Source organism: Brucella gallinifaecis (assembly GCF_006476605.1).
GTDB lineage: Bacteria > Pseudomonadota > Alphaproteobacteria > Rhizobiales > Rhizobiaceae > Brucella > Brucella gallinifaecis.
The window spans coordinates 434,234-451,490 of record NZ_ML636801.1; the positions used below are offsets into that span (position 1 = coordinate 434,234).

Here is a 17,257-nt window from a genome sequence, read left to right on the forward strand (position 1 = left end):
ATGGCAGATTTTGACGCCTATTTCCCGGCGCTTTTCGGCGTCGATCACCGTGGAATGGCAGACGACGACATGTGGGCGACGATCAATGCTCACCCGTCATACTTCCGCGACATGCCGATGTGCCCCGGCGCGAAGATGTTCTTCGACCGGATTGCATGGCTTGATCCGATCATTCTCACGGCCTGCCCAAAGTCGAACTATGCCCACGTGGCGCGACAGAAGCGGGAATGGGTGAGGGAGCACCTTTCGACCCGGTGCCATGTTCTTCCAGTGATGGGCGGTCGCAATAAGCCGCTGTTCATGCATTCCCGTGGCGACATCCTGATTGATGATTTCGAACGAAACACCACGGCCTGGAAGCTGGAAGGCGGTTTCGCGATCCTGCACCGGGATTTCGAGACCACGCGAGACGAGCTTGAAAATGAAATCGTGAGGCGAGGGAAGGCGTACATATGACAGTTGACCCTCGTGTTTATTTGATATGCGCAGAGTACGGCATCAAGATCGTGGATGCCCACCGATACCCGGATATTGGCGAAACACGGGCGGTCGCCACACTGGACCGGATACTGCGCAACTATGGAGAGGGCCATTTCCGCTTGGTCATGACCACACTGGCGGAAACGGCCAACAACAAGGCTTGTCTCGATGAATTTGGCCTCTGGATGGCTTCCGACATGGTGATTGCAAACCGGGGCCTGATTGAGCGTGATACGTCAGCATGGCTGGAATTATGGGATGCAATACCGCTAGGGCGCCTTCAATTCATCGCCAATGACCTTTCAGGCATCACCCCACAACGACATGCTATCTCTGGCATGGTATACGAAAGGGTGTTCCGCCGATTTGGACCGAACGCCGAACAACTCGACCTTTTGGACGATAGGAGGACAGCATGACGCCGTTGGAAATAGCTGAACTGTTCATCCGAGGCGCAGAAGTTGACCGGCGGTTGCCACAGACAGCGAAGCCGAAGCAGTTGAAGGCGCAGAGCCTGGGTTATGTCCATAGCTGGGAAGAAATGCGGGAATGGGGCGATGCACGGCACAAGGAACACCGTGCGGAAATGTTCGCCAAGACCAAGCTGACCACACAGGACGTTTCAGAGTGGGAGCGCTGCAACCAGCTTATTCTATCCGTTCAGGATGAAACCCGCCGCCGCTGTCTCTGGAATTGGGCAATCGCACAGGCTGGTGGCCTGTCATTTACGAAGTGGTGTGCCTCCCAAGGCTTCACCAGAGAAACGGGAAGAAGGAAGAAAAACCGCGCAATATTGGAGATTTTCGGCGAGATTGTCCGCATTAACGGCCAAAATTACAAAACAGCCCTAAATGGGGAGTTGCAAGTTTGCGCCGAAACAGGGCAAATTCAGGTCACAATCGGAGATGATGCGACAGAGAAACAACCGCTAAATTGGCGGATGGATCGGGCAATCTCCAGCGAAGAAGATCGAAGCTTTGAATGGGCAGAAGCCCGAAACGAAAGACGCCGCCAGAAGTATGCTGAAAGGCGCAAGGCGGCATGATTAGAGGCACTGCCTCAACGGAATGCTACTCTATCAGCTTAGCCAGTTCCGCTGCTCTTTGCGCAGCTATTTCTGGATCATGCTTACTGTCTTCAAACGTTCTCATCACTGCACGGGCTAAGCGGTCCCGGTCTTTGTGTGTGGCAGGGCAGCGGCCCAGAAGTTCACAGCATCGATTGTAAGCATCCTGCAAGAGAGCCAGTTCGTTCGGATTATAATTCCCGCGGTAGTCAGCGCTTCTAAAAGGCATGATACATTCTCCCTGAAAGCAATGGATATGCTTTACTGTCTGAAAAGCAAGGAAATTTAACGTTGCCAGCCCCGCCGTCGTGCGGGGCTTTTTCGCATCATAGGGAGCGGCACTCCTTTCACTCATCCTACCGGGCGATGAGGCAATAGCTACACTCGTGGGTGAAGAGCCCAACACTGGCCGCTCCGGGGTGAGAACCTTGCATTAAGCAGTGTGAAGTGGGCAAGCCCGGTTAAACGCTAATCAGGAGAATGGATCATGGCAGGTGTTAAACCGAGCGAAGCGCAAATTGTCGTCAAGCACCATGAGGACGGCAGAATGCTGGTGTTCATTAACGGTCAGATAATCCCCGGCCTTGAGTGTGCCCAGATAACACAGGATTGTGGACGTGCTGCATTACTGAGCCTGTCATTTAACGGGAGAGGCTTTCGGCTGGATACGTCACCATTGACCGTCAATGAATGGCGCGAAACCCGTAAGGGAGAAACAGCATGAACCGTCGCAGCTTCCTCTCCTTCATCGGTCTTGCTCCTGTAGCTGCTGCCCTTCCTGCAATGGCGGATACTTCGATGCGTGATAGTCCGAGTATGTGTTAACTATTTAGCTTTCGCGTATTTCTTTGCACCGTTTACATATTTCGATATGTCGATCCAGAACATCGTCAGTAAAACCCACATGTACGCGTTGCCCCCATTTGTGGCCGAACAACCCACACATCACTGATTGAAGTATTTGTCTCAAGTCAGCGCTCCCTTTTATCCCCATCTGAAGTAAACAGTGGCTAGCCTAGTAAAGCAAGAGGGATAGATGCCTAAGATCAAAACCCTCAAGCCTCTCGTATCCATGATGAAGCCAAGGCTGGGATACTCAACAGGGAATGAGAGAGAGCGGGATAAGAAACGGCAGCAGGAACAGCACTGGCGCAAATGGTATCAGACGAAAGAATGGTACAGGCTGCGACAGAAGGCATTCACCCGGGATCATTACACCTGCCAGCGTTCGGGTGTCTTATGCATTGGTAAGGGCAATGTACCTGACGCGCCAGTAGCGAACCATAAGGTTCCACATAAGGGCAATCGAGAACTGTTCTTCAACCTCGACAATATCGAGACTGTTTCAAAGCAGGTTCACGATAGCATCATCCAGCGCGAGGAAAAGAGCGGCAGGGTCATTGGTTCTTCTGAGGAAGGCATGCCGATAGACCAGTCTCACCATTGGTATTCCGACCGCTGAATGGTAAGTTAGGCAGTCTGCCGAGGTGCTACCAACACGCTCGACAGACCTAACCGAAACGAACCTGTATAAGAGGATCGGATGGCTGAGCCACATGTACCGCAACTATCGCGGATATGCACCCATTGTCTTGAAGACAAACCCGCAACATTAGAATTCTTTCCCCTGCATAAGATGGGGAAACATGGTCTGCACTCATACTGCATACCGTGCAAGAAGGCTGACGACACAAAGCGTCGCAATAGGCCAGATCAAAAGGCCCGTCAGAAAGCATGGCGTGATGCCAATAAAGCCAACGTCAAGGATTACAACGCGGCGTATCGAGAAGCCGGATACTCATCAACACAGCATTGTGCTGAATGGCGAGCCAAGAACCTTGAAAAGGCTAGAGCCTATGCTCGTAGTATGCAGAGACGCAAACGTGAGACAAGCGAAGCGTTTCTGTTGAAACAAAGGGTGTCTGCCCGGCTCAATGATATGCTCAAGGGCAAAGGTGGACGAACGACAGAGCAGTTGCTCGGTTACAGCGCCGAAACGCTAAGGCTGCATATCGAAAGACAGTTCACTACCGGCATGAGTTGGGAGAAGATGCGTAAGGGCGTGATTGAAATAGATCACATCATTCCAGTGCGCGAGTTCAACATCACATCGTATGATGATCCAGACTTTGCATCGTGTTGGGCATTGTCAAACCTTCGACCAATGTGGGCCAAGGAAAATCGCAGCAAGAATGGGAAGCGGACACATCTGATCTAGATGGGGGCGGGGGAGGTTCCGCCTAAATCCCCTTTCGACTGCGTACCCGCGTCCCAGCACAAAAACCATAAAACGTAAGAATTTTGAATTTAGCGAGGCACAACAGATGGCAAAACGCGGACGCGCTTCTGCGGCCTCGCTTGAGATAACCGTAAAGCCGATTGAGATTATTGACCGTCAGAAACCGCCTCATGATCTTACTGACGAAGAAACGGAAATATGGGCTTCTGTGGTCGATTGCGAACCCGCAGATTGGTTTAAACCTTCAACAGTGCCGCTCCTAGCGCAATACTGTAGGCACGTAATCCACGCCAGACGCATTGGCGAATTGATCGAGCAAGCTACTTCGGATCCAACCCTTCTGATCAAGGACTATGACCGTTTGCTGAAAATGCAAGAGCGGGAAAGCCGAGCAATGTCGTCTCTGGCGACAAAGATGCGGATCAGCCAACAGGCGACAACAAACCATCGTGGCAACAAAAACGCAAAAGCAACCCGCAAACCGTGGGAAGGTTGAGACACGCGCCGAGCGCAACATCAGGTGGATTGAGGAATATTGTCGTGTACCAGAAGGCCGGATGGTCGGGCAACGCGTCAAACTAAGACCTTGGCAACGACATGAAATAACGAGGATATACGACAACCCAAACGGGACACGTCGAGCGATACTAAGTTTTGGACGCAAGAACGGAAAGACGGCTCTTTCAGCATTCTTGCTCTTACTGCATCTTTGCGGACCAGAAGCTAGGCCAAACTCACAGCTGTTCTCTGCCGCACAGTCTCGCGATCAGGCCGCTATTCTTTACAGCTTGGCATCAAAGGTTGTTCGCCAGTCACCCGATCTTAGTGCAGTGGTCATTCCGAGAGACACGGCGAAACAGTTATTCTGTGAAGAATTAGGAACCCTTTATCGCGCTCTGTCTGCGGAAGCGGCAACTGCATATGGTTTATCGCCTGTGTTTATTGTTCATGACGAGCTTGGTCAGGTGCGCGGCCCAAGATCAGAACTGTATGAAGCGCTGGAAACAGCAACGGCGGCGCAGGACGAGCCGTTATCAATCGTTATCTCGACGCAAGCGCCTAACCCTGATGATCTTCTATCGATCCTAATAGATGATGCATTAACAGGAGCGGACCCACGGACTGTCGTAAGCCTTTATACAGCGCCTGATGATGCTGATCCCTTTGCGCCTGAAACAATTAAGATGGCAAACCCAGCGTTCGGCGATTTCCAGAATGCTGATGAAGTAATAGCCATGGCAGAAGATGCCCGGCGCATGCCAAGCCGCGAGCCAGAATACAGAAACCTAATTCTAAACCAACGTGTGGAAATGTTTTCACCGTTTGTGTCGCGGTCAGTGTGGGCTGCATGTGGCTCGCCGGTCAATGATGACCTTCGGGGCGTTCCAATGTTTGGAGGCCTCGACCTTTCTAGCGTCAGCGATTTGACGGCAAAGGTTTATGTGGGTGCCGTTGACCAGAAATGGCAGGTTCTTCCCACCTTCTGGTTGCCGAAAGAAGGGCTGAAAGAGAAGTCACGTAATGACCGCGTTCCGTATGACACTTGGGCCGAAAAGGGGTTGCTTCGCACATGCCCCGGGCGCTCTGTAGATTATGAGTTTGTCGCCGCATCAATCTATCGCGACTGTGAAAACATGGACGTGCAGAAAATAGCATTCGACCGCTGGAACTTTCGCCACCTCAAGCCTTGGCTGATAAAAGCTGGCTTTAACGAGCGGCAAGTTGACGAAGAAAGCGAAACGTCAATCTTTGTGGGTTTTGGTCAGGGATTTGTATCAATGTCCCCAGCACTCCGAACCCTTGAGGCGGACTTACTGGAGGGGCGATTATGCCATGGCGACCACCCGGTACTCACAATGTGCGCAGCAAATGCCGTTGTCACGACGAACCCGGCAGGCGACCGCAAGCTGGATAAAGCAAAAGCAAATGGACGTATCGACGGCATGATCGCTCTGGCAATGGCGAGAAGTATAGCCGGTACAGTCAAAGCAGCGCGTGAGCCTGCCTTCCAGTTGCTGGTGCTTGGCTAATTAAACCGAACAATCTGAATTATGGAGGTCCGTCATGGCTGATATGACGCGGCGCGCTTATTCATTGCTTGAAATCAAAGCAGTGAACGAAGACAGGCGCATCATTCGCGGTGTGGCTACGACACCAGCTGTTGACCGAGTTGGCGACATTGTTGAGCCACTTGGCGTCAAGTTCAGCAACCCAATGGCGTTTCTTTGGCAGCATGACCATTCGAAGCCAATTGGCACGGTCAAGTTCGATAAACCGACAGCAAGTGGCATCACATTCGAAGCGGAGCTTCCGATCATTGATGAGCCGGGAACGCTGAAGGATCGCGTTGACGAGGCATGGCAGAGCATCAAGCTCGGTCTTGTCCGCGCTGTGTCTATCGGCTTCCGTGCCATTGAATACAGCTTCATTGAGAATGGCGGCATCAAGTTCACTGAAACAGAAGTTTACGAGCTGTCGGCGGTGACAATCCCAGCCCATCAAGATGCGATCATGACGAGCATCAAGAGTTTGGACGCGGCAAGTGTCGCGATCATCAAATCTTTCGATACCGGAGTACCAGCCGCGACCGGCAAGACGGTGCCTGTATCGAAGCCCAACCCCGGCGCTGCGGGGATCATCAACAAAACCGTAAACCTATCTCCAAAGAAAGAACCAGTTATGAAAACTGTTGCTGAACAAATCGCGGCGCTTGAAGCATCCCGCAACGCGAAGTCCGCCCGTATGGGTGAGGTCATGCAGAAGTCGATTGACGAAGGTCGCTCAAGCGATGAAGCCGAACAGGAAGAGTTCGACACGCTGAACGACGAAGTTACTAAGATCGATGCTGATCTCACCCGCCTTCGCAGTCTGGAAAAGGCACAGGCACTGTCTGCAAAGCCAGTGATTGCCAACCAGATCAACACTGCTGAAAAAGGCGCTGCTGTCCGTAATGGCGCACCGATCACCGTCAAGGCGAATGTTGAGAAGGGTACTGCCTTCACTCGATACGCAATGGCGCTGATGGCATCCAAGGGCAATCTCATGCAGGCTGCTGAGATTTCCAAGCGTTGGGATGATCAGACCCCGGAAGTGTCGGCAGTTCTGAAAGCTGCTGTTGCTGCGGGTACGACCACAGACGCGGCATGGGCCAAGCCACTTGTTGAATACCAGAACATGGCTTCTGAATTCGCCGAATTGCTTCGTCCTCAGACGATTATTGGTCGCATTCCCGGCCTGCGCAATGTTCCTTTTAATATCAAGGTGCCGCGTCAGACTGGTGGTTCGTCCGCTTCGTGGGTCGGTGAAGGCGCTCCAAAGCCTGTTTCGGCACTTGCGTTTGACCAGATAAGCCTTGGCGTGACCAAGCTGGCTGGCATTGTCGTGATGACCGATGAGCTTGTGCGGTTCTCCAATCCTTCGGCAGAAGCAATCGTTCGTCAGGATCTGATTGATACCATCGTTCAGACCATGGATCGTGACTTTGTTGATCCTGCAAATGCTGGCTCTGCCGGTGTTAAGCCTGCTTCGATCACCAATGGCGTTGCACCTGTTACGGCCAGCGGAACTGATGCTGATGCAGTTCGCACCGACATTCAGGCACTGATGGGCAAGTTTGTTACTGCCAACCTCTCGTTGGCTGGTGCAGTCTTCATCATGACTGAAATGCAGGCTCTGGCTCTGGCGCTAATGCTCAATCCACTCGGTCAGCGTGAATTCCCAGACATTCAGATCAATGGCGACAGTGGTGGTCGTTTCTTTGGCCTTCCAGTCATCCTGTCTGAGAATATCCCAGCAAATCCGGGTTCAGGTGAGCCAGTGACTGGTGCGGGTAGCCGTATCATCTTGGCAAAAGCATCCGAAATCATGCTGGCCGATGATGGCGAAACTCTTCTGGATGCAAGCAACCAGGCATCGCTCCAGATGGATAGCGCGCCAACAAACCCACCAGTTGCAGCAACCGTCATGGTCAGCCTGTGGCAGATGAACCTTGTTGGTATCCGCGCAGAACGCTTCATCAACTGGACTAAGCGCCGTCCGGGTGCGGTTCAGTGGATCGATAGCGCTGCCTACGGTCAGGCATAAGCCTTTCTCAACAGAAACAGCCAGTCGCAGAACCTCTGCGGCTGGCACTTCAACGGAGAATGGCAATGAAACATCAATCCTACATGAACCGGGCACTTAAGGCACGTGACCCGCGCTATGCGCGTATTCTCGGCAAGCTTGGTTATTCGACAACCGCACTGACGACAGAGACTGGCGAGCCACAGCAGCCATTGACGGTCACAATCCCCGATGATTGGCGCGATTTGGCTTGGCCTCAGCTCAAATCATTGGCCGGGTCGGTCAGCGATGAGAAAATCAAGACCAAGGAAGATGCTGTTGCAGCAATCGAACTTGAGATCGAACGTCGCGGAGAGGCTAATTCCTGATGCGTGTACTTGGCTTCAACATCACCCGCGAGAAGGCGGCTGGCAACTTGTCGCGCCCCAATGATCGGGGTGGTTGGTGGCAAGTCATCAAGGAAAGCTTCACAGGCGCATGGCAGCGCAATATTGAAGTGAAGTTCGATAGCGTTCTTGCGTTCCACGCTGACTTTTCATGTCGCACCCTGATTGCTTCCGATATTGCAAAACTGCGTATCAAGCTCGTGAAGCAGGATAGCGACGGCGTATGGTCTGAGATCAAGAAAAAGCCGTTCTCTGATGTGCTGGCGAGGCCAAATCACTATCAGAACCGCATCCAATTCATGGAAAATTGGGTACTTTCCAAGCTTCAGAACGGAAATACCTACGTTCTCAAGCAGCGGAATGAACGCGGCCAGGTGGTAAGGCTCTATGTTCTTGATCCGAACCTTGTCACGCCATTGATCAGTGATGACGGTTCTGTGTTCTATCAGATGAACACTGATAAGCTTGCAGGTGTGGCAGAGCAGATCATCGTTCCGGCACGTGAGATTATTCACGACCGTTTCAACTGCTTTTATCACCCGCTTGTGGGCCTTTCTCCAATCTTTGCAGGCGGTTTGGCTGCGATGCAGGGTCTTGCGATCCAGAATGACAGCGCGGCGTTCTTCCAGAATGGGGCTCAACCGGGCGGCGTTCTGACTGCACCGGGTGAAATTCAGCAGGCAACAGCAGAGCGCCTTAAGCAGCATTGGGAAAGCGAATATTCCGGCAAGAACGCTGGCAAGGTCGCGGTTCTCGGTGATGGCCTTAAATACGAGGCGATGAGGGCAAAATCCACGGATAGTCAGCTCATTGAGCAGCTTAAATGGTCTGCGGAGGTCGTCTGCTCGGTCTATCACGTGCCGCCGTATAAGGCGGGTGTGGGATCGATGCCAACCAACAACAATGTGCAGAGCTTGAACATCGAGTATTACACTCAGTGCTTGCAGGTTCTCATTGAAAGCATTGAGCTTTGCTTGGACGAAGGCCTCGGTACGGGCGAGGGTGTCGGGACTGATTTTGATACCGATAATCTGCTGAGAATGGACACTGCAACTCAGATGGACGTTCTTGATAAGGCCAAGAGCGTTTTGACGCTTGATGAGCGCCGTCGACGCCTTGAAATGCCTAAGCTGCCGACAGGCGGAAACACTGTCTATCTCCAGCAGCAAGACCACAGTATCGAAGCAATTGCGGCAAGGGATCGCCAGCTTATCGACGGAGTGGACAATCCAGTTGTAATTCCTGCGAATGACAACATGACCGAAGAAGCTGACAAAGCCATGATCGAAATTCTAAGAGGGTTTAGCCAATGACGTTTAATGGTAAGGCCTTCGGTCAGGAAATCGTCAAAGAGGTGAAGTCCTTCGTCACTAAGGAACTCGCGCCGCTGTTCAAGCGTCTCGATGACTTGGAAAAGCGCATTGATAGCCTTCCAGTGCCAAAAGACGGCAAAGACGCTGACATGAACGAAGTTCGCTCGATCATTTCGGATGAGTTGAAGTCGATCACTGAGGCAGTCAACGCCATTCAGCCAGCGCCAGAGCTTCCCGATATTCCTAAATTGATCGAGATTGAGTTTGATGCCCGTGGTGGCGATGAAGAGATCAGACGAATTGTCGATGAGGCGTGTCGCGCTACAATAGCCGAAATTCCGCTTCCACAGAATGGAAAAGACGGTGAAAACGGCATGGATGGCGCGAGCGTGTCACTGGATGACGTGCTGCCAGTCCTTCAAAAGCAGGTTGACGAGCATCTTGCAGGCATTCCGGCACCACAGGACGGCAAGAGCGTGACGATTGAAGACGTTGCGCCACTTATCCGGTCCGAAGTTGAGAAGCGCGTCAGTGAGCTTCCTAAGCCGAAAGACGGTAAGGACGGTCGCGACGGATTGGACGTGAAAGACCTTTTCCGAGGCGAGGGCGGCGTTCTCATCGCAACAATGTCGGATGGCCGCGTGAAAGAGCTTGGTCAATTCGTCGGCAAGGACGGTGAGAACGGACTTCCGGGTAAAGATGGCTCGGACGGCGTGGGCTTTGATGATTTGTCGGTTGATTACGATGGCGAAAAGACTGTCATCTTGCGTTTTACCAAGGGCGAGAATGTCAAAGAGTTTCCTCTGGTACTGCCGGTCGTGATTGATCGTGGCGTTTTTTCAGAGGGCAAAACATATTCGCCCGGCGATGGCGTGACGTGGGGCGGCAGCTTCTGGATCGCACAGGAGGAAACCGGAGAGAAGCCAGACACGGCCAAGGGCTGGCGTTTGGCAGTCAAGAAGGGCCGAGATGGTAAAGACGCGAAATCAGCGCCAGCGGTCAATTCTGGACCGATACGGGTAACAATACCCAAGGCTGGTGAATAATGGCTGATCTTGTTTCCCTTATTGAAGTCAAGAACGGCCTGCGCGTGGACACTGACGACGACGATGCGCACCTGAACTTGCTCATTTCTGCCGCTTCATTGCGTGTCAAAGCTTATCTCGATGTACGCGCTGATGAAGTGATTGATGAGAACGGCGAGACCACGGATGGACGGGTAAAGACCGCGGTAATCATGCTGGTTGGTTATTACTATCGCAATCCAGACCAAGACCCAGACGGTGACTTCGATGTTGGTATGCTTCCTAAGCCTGTCTCATCGATGCTCTATCAACTGCGTGACCCGGTAGCGAGGTGAGCCATGGCCGATAAACGTTCTGCCGGTTCGCTGTATGAAAAGATCACATTCAGCACTATTACCTCGGTTCCTGATGGACATGGCGGTTTCGAGCCGCTCCCTACCTCTTTCACTGTCCGCGCCAATATCCGTTATCTACGGGGTGGTGAGACGGTTCAAGCGGCACGATTGACGGGTAAGCAGCCGGTTGTTGTTACGGTGCGCAGAAGTAGCCAGACGGCTGCTTTGACCACTGACGACAAGATGAAGGATGCACGGACAGGAAACGAGTATCAGATCAGGGCAATTGTCCCGACTGAGGACCGGCAATTTATGGAAATCACCGCCGAAAGCGGAGTGGCGACATGAGTGTTTCCGTCTCATTCCAAGACCTGATCATTTCCACGCTCAAGGCCAGTCCAAAGGTTTCAGCACTTGTAGGTGATCGGGTGTATGACGGGCCACCGCAAAGCCCGACATTCCCGTATATCTCGATTGGTGCCAGTGACTTCCGTACCGATGATGCCGATTGCATCAACAGCCGCGAAGAAACAATCCAGATTGATTGCTGGACCCGCAGGAATGGCCGCAAGTGGCCCTGCAAAGAAATCGTTGACGCGATTGTCGGCGCTTTGAGGAATGCCACTGGCGATCTGTCAGACGGCGCTCTTGTCGGCATAAATATCGAATTATCGCGTGTTCTGGATGATCCAGACGGCATAACCGCTCATGGCATTGTGCAAGTCACCGGCTTGATTGACGAGGAATGGGACAATGGTTGAGGGCTTAGACAGGCTCAAGCGCAAGCTTACCAAGACTATTCCGCAGGCTGTATTCGATGCGACGATCAAGGCCATGGAGCAAGGTGCTGGTGAAGTTGTCAGCATGATGCGCCGATTGGCCCCGAAAGATACTGGCGCACTGGCACAAACGATCAACTGGACATGGGGTGATGCACCTAAAGGCTCAATGGTCCTCGGTAAGTCAGCACCGACCCGCGATGGATTGGTGATCACGATCTACGCTGGCGATATGTCAACAATGGTTGGTGAGCGCGAGCAATTCCAGCTTGCCAGACTTCAAGAGTTTGGCACCCAGCACATGAAGGCCAGCCCGTACTTCTTCCCATCATGGCGAACGCTGCGAAAGCGTGTTCGGGGTCGAGTGACGCGCCAGATGCGCAAAGCAGTCAGAGACGGAGCGAAATAATGGCTTGGGCAATCTTTAAAGTGGAATGCAACTGGTCGCGTCCGCGTAGCCGCTATTCGTTCAATGCGAAGGCATCGCCGGAACCGCAAGAACGTCCGCAAGACTTCATTGATTACTGCGTATCGAAAGGCTGGGCCGAAGCGGTCACAAGCCCGACACGCGATGAGAAACGCGCCTTGAAAGGCCGTAAACGGGCTTAGCCCAATCACCTGAAACCGGGCCTCAAGCCCTATCAAGGCTGGCGTATCGCTGGCCCGTTTTCGCATGGAGAAATAACATGGCCGTTAAGCCAATTACCGCAGAATTTCAGCATCTGGTTGTTGAAATTGAAACAGATGTCGAGGGTACTTTCTCGAAGATTTGCGGCATCACACAGCGCGGCATCAACCGCCAGCACAACATGCAGACGACCGAAGTTCCTGCCGATTGTGAAGATGAAAGCCTGCCAGCTGTTGTTGAACGTGCTGTTCAGTCGTCAGAAGTCACCATTTCCGGTACTGGCGTCTGGGCCAGCCAGAGCCATCAAATGATGCTTGATTGGTGGTATTCCGGTGGCAAGAAAACAATCCGCGTTGAGCATGTCAATTCAGCAGTCGGTGACACGCAGTATGAAACCGGATCAGCCATCCTTGTGAACCTCAACAATGCCGTTGAAAAAGGCCAGAAGGTATCAGCTGAAATCGAAATCCAGTTCGACGGCTTGCCAACGCGTACCGCTAAGGCTGCGTAATGGCGAAAGCTCTCACATGGGCTGGCGGAGAGCATGATTTTGAACTCCGCCTTGAACACCTTCGCGCCCTGCAAGACAAATGCGATGCAGGGCCGCAATGGATTTTGATGCGGCTCACTTCCAAACAATGGTTCATTGACGATGTGATCCAGCCTATCCGCCTAGGTCTTGAAGGCGGTGGCATGGAAAAGGAAGCGGCTCGGAAGCTGGTCCAAAAATTCGTTGAAGATCGTCCACTCACATTGTCGGTACTGACTGCACAGGCTGTGTTGATGGTCGCACTCTTTGGAGATGAGGACGATCAGCCGGGGGAGCCGAAAGCGGGGGCGAAGAAGACCCGAACCCGCTCCCGCGTGGCAAATGGAAGTTCAACCGCTTCTACCAGTGGGCAGGAATAATCAATCGCGACATCGGTAAGATGACGCTTTGGGAATTTCGTTGCGCCAGTGAGGGCTTCAAAGCCGCCAATGCAACCGAGGTGAAAGCCGCTCCGGGTATGAGCGACGATCAACTTGCAGAACTTGGAATTGAGGGTTTCTGATGGCAACTGATGTTGAACGCCTTGTGGTGGCTATGGAGGCCCGCACGGCCTCTTTTGAGAAGGCGCTCAACCGTGCAAACGGCGTTGCCAATCAGCGCGCCCGCCAGATAGAGAAGCGTTTTTCCACGATGAACGACAACATCAGCCGTTCATTCCAGAATATGCTTCGTGCGGGTGCTGGTATTGCTGGTCTCGGCATTGGAGTAAGCGAAATTCAGCGTATGGCCGATACGTGGACAGATTTGTCCTCTCGTGTTGGCCTAGCTGTTGGCAATATGGATCAAGCTCCAAAAGTCATGGAGCGCATCTATGACATGGCGCAGCGCACATACTCCGGAATGGAAAACACAGCTGAGAGCTTCTTAACAAACGCTGGAGCGCTAAAAGAGCTGGGTTATAACACTAATCAACAGCTTGATTACACCGAAGCGCTGAATAATGCGCTTGTCGTTTCAGGAGCTAAGTCTGACCGGGCTGCTCGGGTTATTGATGCTCTTGGCAAGTCGATGGCTGCGGGCAAGCTTCAGGGCGACAACCTGAATACGGTGATTGAAGTTGGTGGGCGTGTTGCCGAAGTTCTTGCCGCGCAGTTAGGCGTTGGTGTCAACCAACTTCGTGAAGTGGGGAAAGAGGGCAAGATCACTGGTGACGTGATCTACAAGGCCTTAACCACACGATTGCAGGAACTGACAGCCGAAGCTGAGAGTATGCCTGCAACTATATCTGACGGGTTTCAGAAGGTCGCCAACGGCCTGTTGAAGTTTGTCGGAACGATGGATCAAGCATCAGGTGTTTCGGCAACTATTGCTCAAGGTTTGGTTTTCGTAGGAGATAATTTTGAACATGTCGCTATGGCAGCAGCCGCAGCGGCGACAGTTCTGTTGGGTCAGTATGTTCCAGCAATGGCGAGAGTGGCCTTGGCCGGTGCGGCTATGGTCGCAACAAATCCATTTCTGCTGTTAATCACAGCTATTAGCTCGGCTACGTTTGCTCTTTCAGCATTCGGAGACCAGATACAGCCCATCGCAGGGGAAATGGCTAATCTGCAAGACTATGCCTCGGTCGCATGGGATGCAATTAGCCAAGGTGCGACGGCTGTTGCATCGCTAGTACGCGATGATCTTTTGTCTGCGCTGAATCTTATATCGGATGCGCTTGGCGGGACCGAGGTGAGTTGGGAAGATGTGTGGGATACGGCTAAAGGCGTGGCAAATAATGTCATTGGTGCCGTTGGCTTATTGTATGACACCACCGTTACAACATTCACTAAACTGCCTGGAGCGGTAGCTGAAGCTGTAATCAGCGCCATGAACTCGATGATTGCCGGTATCGAAAGCGGTCTGCAGACTGTTCTAAACGGTATAAATAGAGTTGCATCCGCTCTTAACGCCCTTGATAAGTTTGTCGGCGTCAATCCTATACTGCCCGAGAACATGACAGTTAGCCTTGGCAGGCTCGATAATTCCTATGCCGGAGCGGGAAAAGCTGCTGGAGATGCTTATGGAGAAGCATTAACCAAAGCCGCACAAGATCACCTTGGAAAGCTCGGAGAAAACTGGCGGCAGGCGGCAAACGCCAGAGCAAAAGAACGTACAGCTAATAACAAAGACAACGACCTAGTTGCTCCGACAAGAAACACAGGTGCATCCCGAACTCCATCAGGTGGTTCGGGAGGGGCCGGCGGTGGAGGGAGAGGTGGCAGAGGTCGTGGAGGAAGCTCGCGTCCCGATGATTTGCAGCGTGAGATTGAGCAGATCAAAGAACGCACTGCAGCTATTCAGGCTGAAACCGAAGCGCAATCTGGCATTAACCCGCTCATTGATGATTACGATTATGCAATCACCAAAGCCCGCGCCACGCAAGAGTTGCTGAATGCTGCCAAGAAAGCTGGGATTGAAATCACTCCTGCTTTGATAGAGCAAATCGAAGGTCTGGCTGAAGGTTATGCCAACGCCACGGTTCAAGCGAATAAGCTCGCGGAAAGTCAGGATCAGGCGCGAGAGGCCGCTGACTTCTTCAAAGGCTCCATGATGGATGCTTTTCAGTCGATGATACCGGCGATTGAAACCGGCAATTCGGCTCTTGATAAGTTTCTGAATACGCTCATTGAGGCGGTTTTGCAGGCAACTTTGCTTGGCAAGGGGCCACTAGCTGGCATCTTTGGCGGCGGTGGATCTGGGATATTTGGCGGTATCGGCAAACTGCTTGGCTTTGACAAGGGCGGCTACACTGGTTCTGGTGGCAAATATGAACCGGCTGGCGTGGTTCACAAAGGCGAGTATGTCTTTGACCAAGATGCTGTTCGCGCTGCTGGCGGACCTGCCGCTCTTGATGCTATGCGCCGTGGTCTGAAAGGCTATGCCAGCGGTGGTTATGTCGGCCCACTGCCGACTTCAAACGCACCGACAGCGCCCGGTATCAAGGGTATGCGGGGGCAGGGTTCGAATGAGACTATTCGCATCATGCTTCAAGACGACAGTGGAAGAATGGCGGCAATCGCGGACCAAAGGTTCCAGACGATGGCGGGGCCATTGGTACAAGTGTCGGTACAAAGAAGCACAGCCACCGTGAAGCAGGCCTTGCCGTCAATGATGGCTGACGCACAAGCGAGAAAAATGTAATGGCGACTATTCTTTGGCCTCGTTCTGTTCTGAAGCCTAAGCGCGATCCGTTTAATATTGCTCCTCGTACTCTGACGGGGCCTTCAAGCGTTTCAGGCATAACGCAGGTTTCAGCATCAGATGCGGGTATCTGGAAGGCAACGTTTGCCGACATCATCATCAAGCGCGGGACCGCTTCTGTTTTAGCGTTCCGCGCTATTTCAACTATCCTTGAGGGTAGGTTGCATCCGATCCTTGTTCCAAGGTGCTGCGCTTATCAGCCATTCGATCCAGATTGGGGCAAGGCACTTGAAAAGGTGCCTCACTCTGACACAAGCCCGTTCAGTGACGGCGGTCTCTATCGATCACGCGCAATAGATATCCGGCTGACCAGTAATATCCCTTTGCGTGGAACGACAGCTAACATCTCTTTGATTGCAGCTGGACAGTTGCAGCCTGGTCAAGACTTCTCGATTGGCGAACGTATGTACCGTATCCGTACCGTCCAGATGACAGGTTCAAACACGGCAACCATCACCTTTAGGCCTCCGGCGCGTGAAGCCGTTGCCGCAGGAACAGAGATGGAATTTGACCGACCTGTCTGTCGGATGCGCCTCGCAACAGATGCTGAGATGGATCTCGATTTAGACCTTGTTGCGCCATGGTCATACCCGACAGTCAACTTCATTGAGGATGTGTGATGTCTTTTTTCACATCGCAGCAATTGGCGGAATTCTCGAAAGGCGAAGTCCGGCTCGACATGCTTGTTGAGTTTCGCTTTGCGTCTGAGACGATGCGTGTCTGGAACGGAAATACCAAGCTGCCAGCGGGCGGCAATATCTATGAGCCGATGTATGGATATGGCTCCATTGATGGCATCGGCATGGGATCATCAACATCCGCTGAAAGCGTATCGTTTCAGTTGAGTGGGCTGCCGGACGCAACATTGAACTTTCTTGCGATGGCGCTTGATGCGAATGATGAGGTTGATCAGCGGATTGTCGTTATCTCGATCCAGTTATTCGACACCGAATGGCAACCACTCGGCAATCCTGCGCCAATCTGGTGGGGGTTTATGCAGCCGCCACGCATCAGCCGTTCGGAAATGCAGGGAATTGAAGGTGCAATCCAGTCAATTTCTATGACCGCTGAGAATGCATTCTTCAATCGGTCCCGGCCTGCTTACGGTCGGTACACTGACCGCGATCAGCAAGCCAGATCGAACGGGGATAAGTTCTTTCAGTTTGTCGGTTCACTGCTGTTTAAATCCTTCAAGTACCCCGACTACTAAG

24 protein-coding genes are annotated in these 17,257 nt (G+C 52.6%); 23 read left to right on the plus strand and 1 reads right to left on the minus strand.

Features of this window, described 5'->3' with window-relative positions:
* From FHY56_RS04290 to FHY56_RS04315, 5 genes are all read left to right on the plus strand, one after another.
* The gene (locus FHY56_RS04290; protein WP_210240046.1) at nucleotides 1-456 is read left to right on the plus strand and encodes a 5' nucleotidase, NT5C type; all 456 of its coding nucleotides are present in this window, start codon (nucleotides 1-3) and stop codon (nucleotides 454-456) included.
* Complete coding sequence (locus FHY56_RS04295; RefSeq protein WP_140903933.1) at nucleotides 453-899, plus strand: hypothetical protein; 447 nt, start codon at nucleotides 453-455, stop codon at nucleotides 897-899. Before FHY56_RS04290 ends, FHY56_RS04295 begins: the two co-directional genes overlap by 4 nt.
* Complete coding sequence (locus tag FHY56_RS04300) at nucleotides 896-1,525, plus strand: hypothetical protein (RefSeq protein ID WP_140903934.1); 630 nt, start codon at nucleotides 896-898, stop codon at nucleotides 1,523-1,525. Before FHY56_RS04295 ends, FHY56_RS04300 begins: the two co-directional genes overlap by 4 nt.
* A gap of 508 nt (nucleotides 1,526-2,033) precedes the next feature.
* A complete protein-coding gene (locus FHY56_RS04310; RefSeq protein ID WP_140903936.1) occupies nucleotides 2,034-2,270 on the plus strand; it encodes a hypothetical protein in 237 nt (78 codons plus the stop codon).
* A complete protein-coding gene (locus FHY56_RS04315) occupies nucleotides 2,267-2,371 on the plus strand; it encodes a twin-arginine translocation signal domain-containing protein (protein WP_140903937.1) in 105 nt (34 codons plus the stop codon). The genes FHY56_RS04310 and FHY56_RS04315 overlap by 4 nt, the downstream gene beginning before the upstream one ends.
* 4 nt (nucleotides 2,372-2,375) lie before the next feature.
* Here the strand turns inward: FHY56_RS04315 and FHY56_RS18345 are convergent, their stop codons facing one another.
* Nucleotides 2,376-2,540 carry a DUF1660 family phage protein gene (locus FHY56_RS18345; protein ID WP_140903938.1) on the minus strand — a complete coding sequence of 55 codons (165 nt, stop codon included), beginning with the start codon at nucleotides 2,538-2,540 and terminating at the stop codon, nucleotides 2,376-2,378.
* Nucleotides 2,541-2,582: 42 nt separating this feature from the next.
* Here FHY56_RS18345 and FHY56_RS04325 point away from each other — a divergent pair, with 42 nt between their 5' ends.
* The 18 genes from FHY56_RS04325 (at nucleotide 2,583) to FHY56_RS04410 (ending at nucleotide 17,256) form a co-directional block, all read left to right on the plus strand.
* Complete coding sequence (locus FHY56_RS04325) at nucleotides 2,583-3,008, plus strand: HNH endonuclease (RefSeq protein ID WP_193556758.1); 426 nt, start codon at nucleotides 2,583-2,585, stop codon at nucleotides 3,006-3,008.
* 81 nt (nucleotides 3,009-3,089) lie between these two features.
* Nucleotides 3,090-3,764 carry a hypothetical protein gene (locus tag FHY56_RS04330; protein ID WP_140903939.1) on the plus strand — a complete coding sequence of 225 codons (675 nt, stop codon included), beginning with the start codon at nucleotides 3,090-3,092 and terminating at the stop codon, nucleotides 3,762-3,764.
* 106 nt (nucleotides 3,765-3,870) lie between these two features.
* Complete coding sequence (locus FHY56_RS04335; RefSeq protein ID WP_140903940.1) at nucleotides 3,871-4,281, plus strand: hypothetical protein; 411 nt, start codon at nucleotides 3,871-3,873, stop codon at nucleotides 4,279-4,281.
* Entirely contained in the window at nucleotides 4,235-5,815 is a 1,581-nt protein-coding gene (locus FHY56_RS04340; RefSeq protein ID WP_235889415.1) for a terminase large subunit, read from the plus strand. The genes FHY56_RS04335 and FHY56_RS04340 overlap by 47 nt, the downstream gene beginning before the upstream one ends.
* A gap of 34 nt (nucleotides 5,816-5,849) precedes the next feature.
* Nucleotides 5,850-7,868, plus strand: coding sequence for a phage major capsid protein (locus tag FHY56_RS04345; protein WP_210240047.1), 2,019 nt, complete (start codon nucleotides 5,850-5,852; stop codon nucleotides 7,866-7,868).
* 65 nt (nucleotides 7,869-7,933) lie between these two features.
* A complete protein-coding gene (locus tag FHY56_RS04350) occupies nucleotides 7,934-8,215 on the plus strand; it encodes a hypothetical protein (RefSeq protein WP_140903941.1) in 282 nt (93 codons plus the stop codon).
* Nucleotides 8,215-9,546, plus strand: a complete 1,332-nt coding sequence (locus FHY56_RS04355) for a phage portal protein (RefSeq protein ID WP_140903942.1) — start codon at nucleotides 8,215-8,217, stop codon at nucleotides 9,544-9,546. Before FHY56_RS04350 ends, FHY56_RS04355 begins: the two co-directional genes overlap by 1 nt.
* Complete coding sequence (locus FHY56_RS04360; RefSeq protein ID WP_140903943.1) at nucleotides 9,543-10,592, plus strand: hypothetical protein; 1,050 nt, start codon at nucleotides 9,543-9,545, stop codon at nucleotides 10,590-10,592. Before FHY56_RS04355 ends, FHY56_RS04360 begins: the two co-directional genes overlap by 4 nt.
* Nucleotides 10,592-10,906, plus strand: a complete 315-nt coding sequence (locus FHY56_RS04365; protein ID WP_140903944.1) for a head-tail connector protein — start codon at nucleotides 10,592-10,594, stop codon at nucleotides 10,904-10,906. The genes FHY56_RS04360 and FHY56_RS04365 overlap by 1 nt, the downstream gene beginning before the upstream one ends.
* A gap of 3 nt (nucleotides 10,907-10,909) precedes the next feature.
* Nucleotides 10,910-11,254 (plus strand): head-tail adaptor protein, encoded by a 345-nt coding sequence (locus tag FHY56_RS04370; RefSeq protein ID WP_140903945.1) that lies wholly within the window; start codon nucleotides 10,910-10,912, stop codon nucleotides 11,252-11,254.
* Complete coding sequence (locus tag FHY56_RS04375) at nucleotides 11,251-11,667, plus strand: DUF3168 domain-containing protein (RefSeq protein ID WP_140903946.1); 417 nt, start codon at nucleotides 11,251-11,253, stop codon at nucleotides 11,665-11,667. Before FHY56_RS04370 ends, FHY56_RS04375 begins: the two co-directional genes overlap by 4 nt.
* Complete coding sequence (locus tag FHY56_RS04380) at nucleotides 11,660-12,094, plus strand: HK97-gp10 family putative phage morphogenesis protein (protein ID WP_140903947.1); 435 nt, start codon at nucleotides 11,660-11,662, stop codon at nucleotides 12,092-12,094. The genes FHY56_RS04375 and FHY56_RS04380 overlap by 8 nt, the downstream gene beginning before the upstream one ends.
* Complete coding sequence (locus FHY56_RS04385) at nucleotides 12,094-12,294, plus strand: hypothetical protein (protein WP_140903948.1); 201 nt, start codon at nucleotides 12,094-12,096, stop codon at nucleotides 12,292-12,294. Before FHY56_RS04380 ends, FHY56_RS04385 begins: the two co-directional genes overlap by 1 nt.
* 77 nt (nucleotides 12,295-12,371) lie before the next feature.
* Nucleotides 12,372-12,824 (plus strand): phage tail tube protein, encoded by a 453-nt coding sequence (locus FHY56_RS04390; protein WP_140903949.1) that lies wholly within the window; start codon nucleotides 12,372-12,374, stop codon nucleotides 12,822-12,824.
* Complete coding sequence (locus tag FHY56_RS04395) at nucleotides 12,824-13,222, plus strand: gene transfer agent family protein (RefSeq protein ID WP_140903950.1); 399 nt, start codon at nucleotides 12,824-12,826, stop codon at nucleotides 13,220-13,222. Before FHY56_RS04390 ends, FHY56_RS04395 begins: the two co-directional genes overlap by 1 nt.
* A 142-nt stretch (nucleotides 13,223-13,364) precedes the next feature.
* Nucleotides 13,365-15,986 (plus strand): tape measure protein, encoded by a 2,622-nt coding sequence (locus FHY56_RS04400; protein ID WP_140903951.1) that lies wholly within the window; start codon nucleotides 13,365-13,367, stop codon nucleotides 15,984-15,986.
* Nucleotides 15,986-16,666: a hypothetical protein gene (locus FHY56_RS04405; protein ID WP_140903952.1), complete on the plus strand. Its 681-nt coding sequence runs from the start codon at nucleotides 15,986-15,988 to the stop codon at nucleotides 16,664-16,666. The genes FHY56_RS04400 and FHY56_RS04405 overlap by 1 nt, the downstream gene beginning before the upstream one ends.
* Entirely contained in the window at nucleotides 16,666-17,256 is a 591-nt protein-coding gene (locus FHY56_RS04410) for a hypothetical protein (RefSeq protein WP_140903953.1), read from the plus strand. Before FHY56_RS04405 ends, FHY56_RS04410 begins: the two co-directional genes overlap by 1 nt.
* Nucleotide 17,257 lies beyond the last annotated feature (1 nt).

Coding starts and splice junctions, on each gene's coding strand:
- FHY56_RS04360 (WP_140903943.1), top strand. CDS start 9,543: ATGACGTTTAATGGTAAGGCCTTCGGTCAGGAAATCGTCAAAGAGGTG.
- FHY56_RS04310 (WP_140903936.1), top strand. CDS start 2,034: ATGGCAGGTGTTAAACCGAGCGAAGCGCAAATTGTCGTCAAGCACCAT.
- FHY56_RS04390 (WP_140903949.1), top strand. CDS start 12,372: ATGGCCGTTAAGCCAATTACCGCAGAATTTCAGCATCTGGTTGTTGAA.
- FHY56_RS04345 (WP_210240047.1), top strand. CDS start 5,850: ATGGCTGATATGACGCGGCGCGCTTATTCATTGCTTGAAATCAAAGCA.
- FHY56_RS04335 (WP_140903940.1), top strand. CDS start 3,871: ATGGCAAAACGCGGACGCGCTTCTGCGGCCTCGCTTGAGATAACCGTA.
- FHY56_RS04395 (WP_140903950.1), top strand. CDS start 12,824: ATGGCGAAAGCTCTCACATGGGCTGGCGGAGAGCATGATTTTGAACTC.
- FHY56_RS04295 (WP_140903933.1), top strand. CDS start 453: ATGACAGTTGACCCTCGTGTTTATTTGATATGCGCAGAGTACGGCATC.
- FHY56_RS04410 (WP_140903953.1), top strand. CDS start 16,666: ATGTCTTTTTTCACATCGCAGCAATTGGCGGAATTCTCGAAAGGCGAA.
- FHY56_RS04290 (WP_210240046.1), top strand. CDS start 1: ATGGCAGATTTTGACGCCTATTTCCCGGCGCTTTTCGGCGTCGATCAC.
- FHY56_RS04300 (WP_140903934.1), top strand. CDS start 896: ATGACGCCGTTGGAAATAGCTGAACTGTTCATCCGAGGCGCAGAAGTT.
- FHY56_RS04385 (WP_140903948.1), top strand. CDS start 12,094: ATGGCTTGGGCAATCTTTAAAGTGGAATGCAACTGGTCGCGTCCGCGT.
- FHY56_RS04350 (WP_140903941.1), top strand. CDS start 7,934: ATGAAACATCAATCCTACATGAACCGGGCACTTAAGGCACGTGACCCG.
- FHY56_RS18345 (WP_140903938.1), bottom strand. CDS start 2,540: ATGGGGATAAAAGGGAGCGCTGACTTGAGACAAATACTTCAATCAGTG.
- FHY56_RS04325 (WP_193556758.1), top strand. CDS start 2,583: ATGCCTAAGATCAAAACCCTCAAGCCTCTCGTATCCATGATGAAGCCA.
- FHY56_RS04400 (WP_140903951.1), top strand. CDS start 13,365: ATGGCAACTGATGTTGAACGCCTTGTGGTGGCTATGGAGGCCCGCACG.
- FHY56_RS04330 (WP_140903939.1), top strand. CDS start 3,090: ATGGCTGAGCCACATGTACCGCAACTATCGCGGATATGCACCCATTGT.
- FHY56_RS04365 (WP_140903944.1), top strand. CDS start 10,592: ATGGCTGATCTTGTTTCCCTTATTGAAGTCAAGAACGGCCTGCGCGTG.
- FHY56_RS04375 (WP_140903946.1), top strand. CDS start 11,251: ATGAGTGTTTCCGTCTCATTCCAAGACCTGATCATTTCCACGCTCAAG.
- FHY56_RS04405 (WP_140903952.1), top strand. CDS start 15,986: ATGGCGACTATTCTTTGGCCTCGTTCTGTTCTGAAGCCTAAGCGCGAT.
- FHY56_RS04355 (WP_140903942.1), top strand. CDS start 8,215: ATGCGTGTACTTGGCTTCAACATCACCCGCGAGAAGGCGGCTGGCAAC.
- FHY56_RS04315 (WP_140903937.1), top strand. CDS start 2,267: ATGAACCGTCGCAGCTTCCTCTCCTTCATCGGTCTTGCTCCTGTAGCT.
- FHY56_RS04370 (WP_140903945.1), top strand. CDS start 10,910: ATGGCCGATAAACGTTCTGCCGGTTCGCTGTATGAAAAGATCACATTC.
- FHY56_RS04380 (WP_140903947.1), top strand. CDS start 11,660: ATGGTTGAGGGCTTAGACAGGCTCAAGCGCAAGCTTACCAAGACTATT.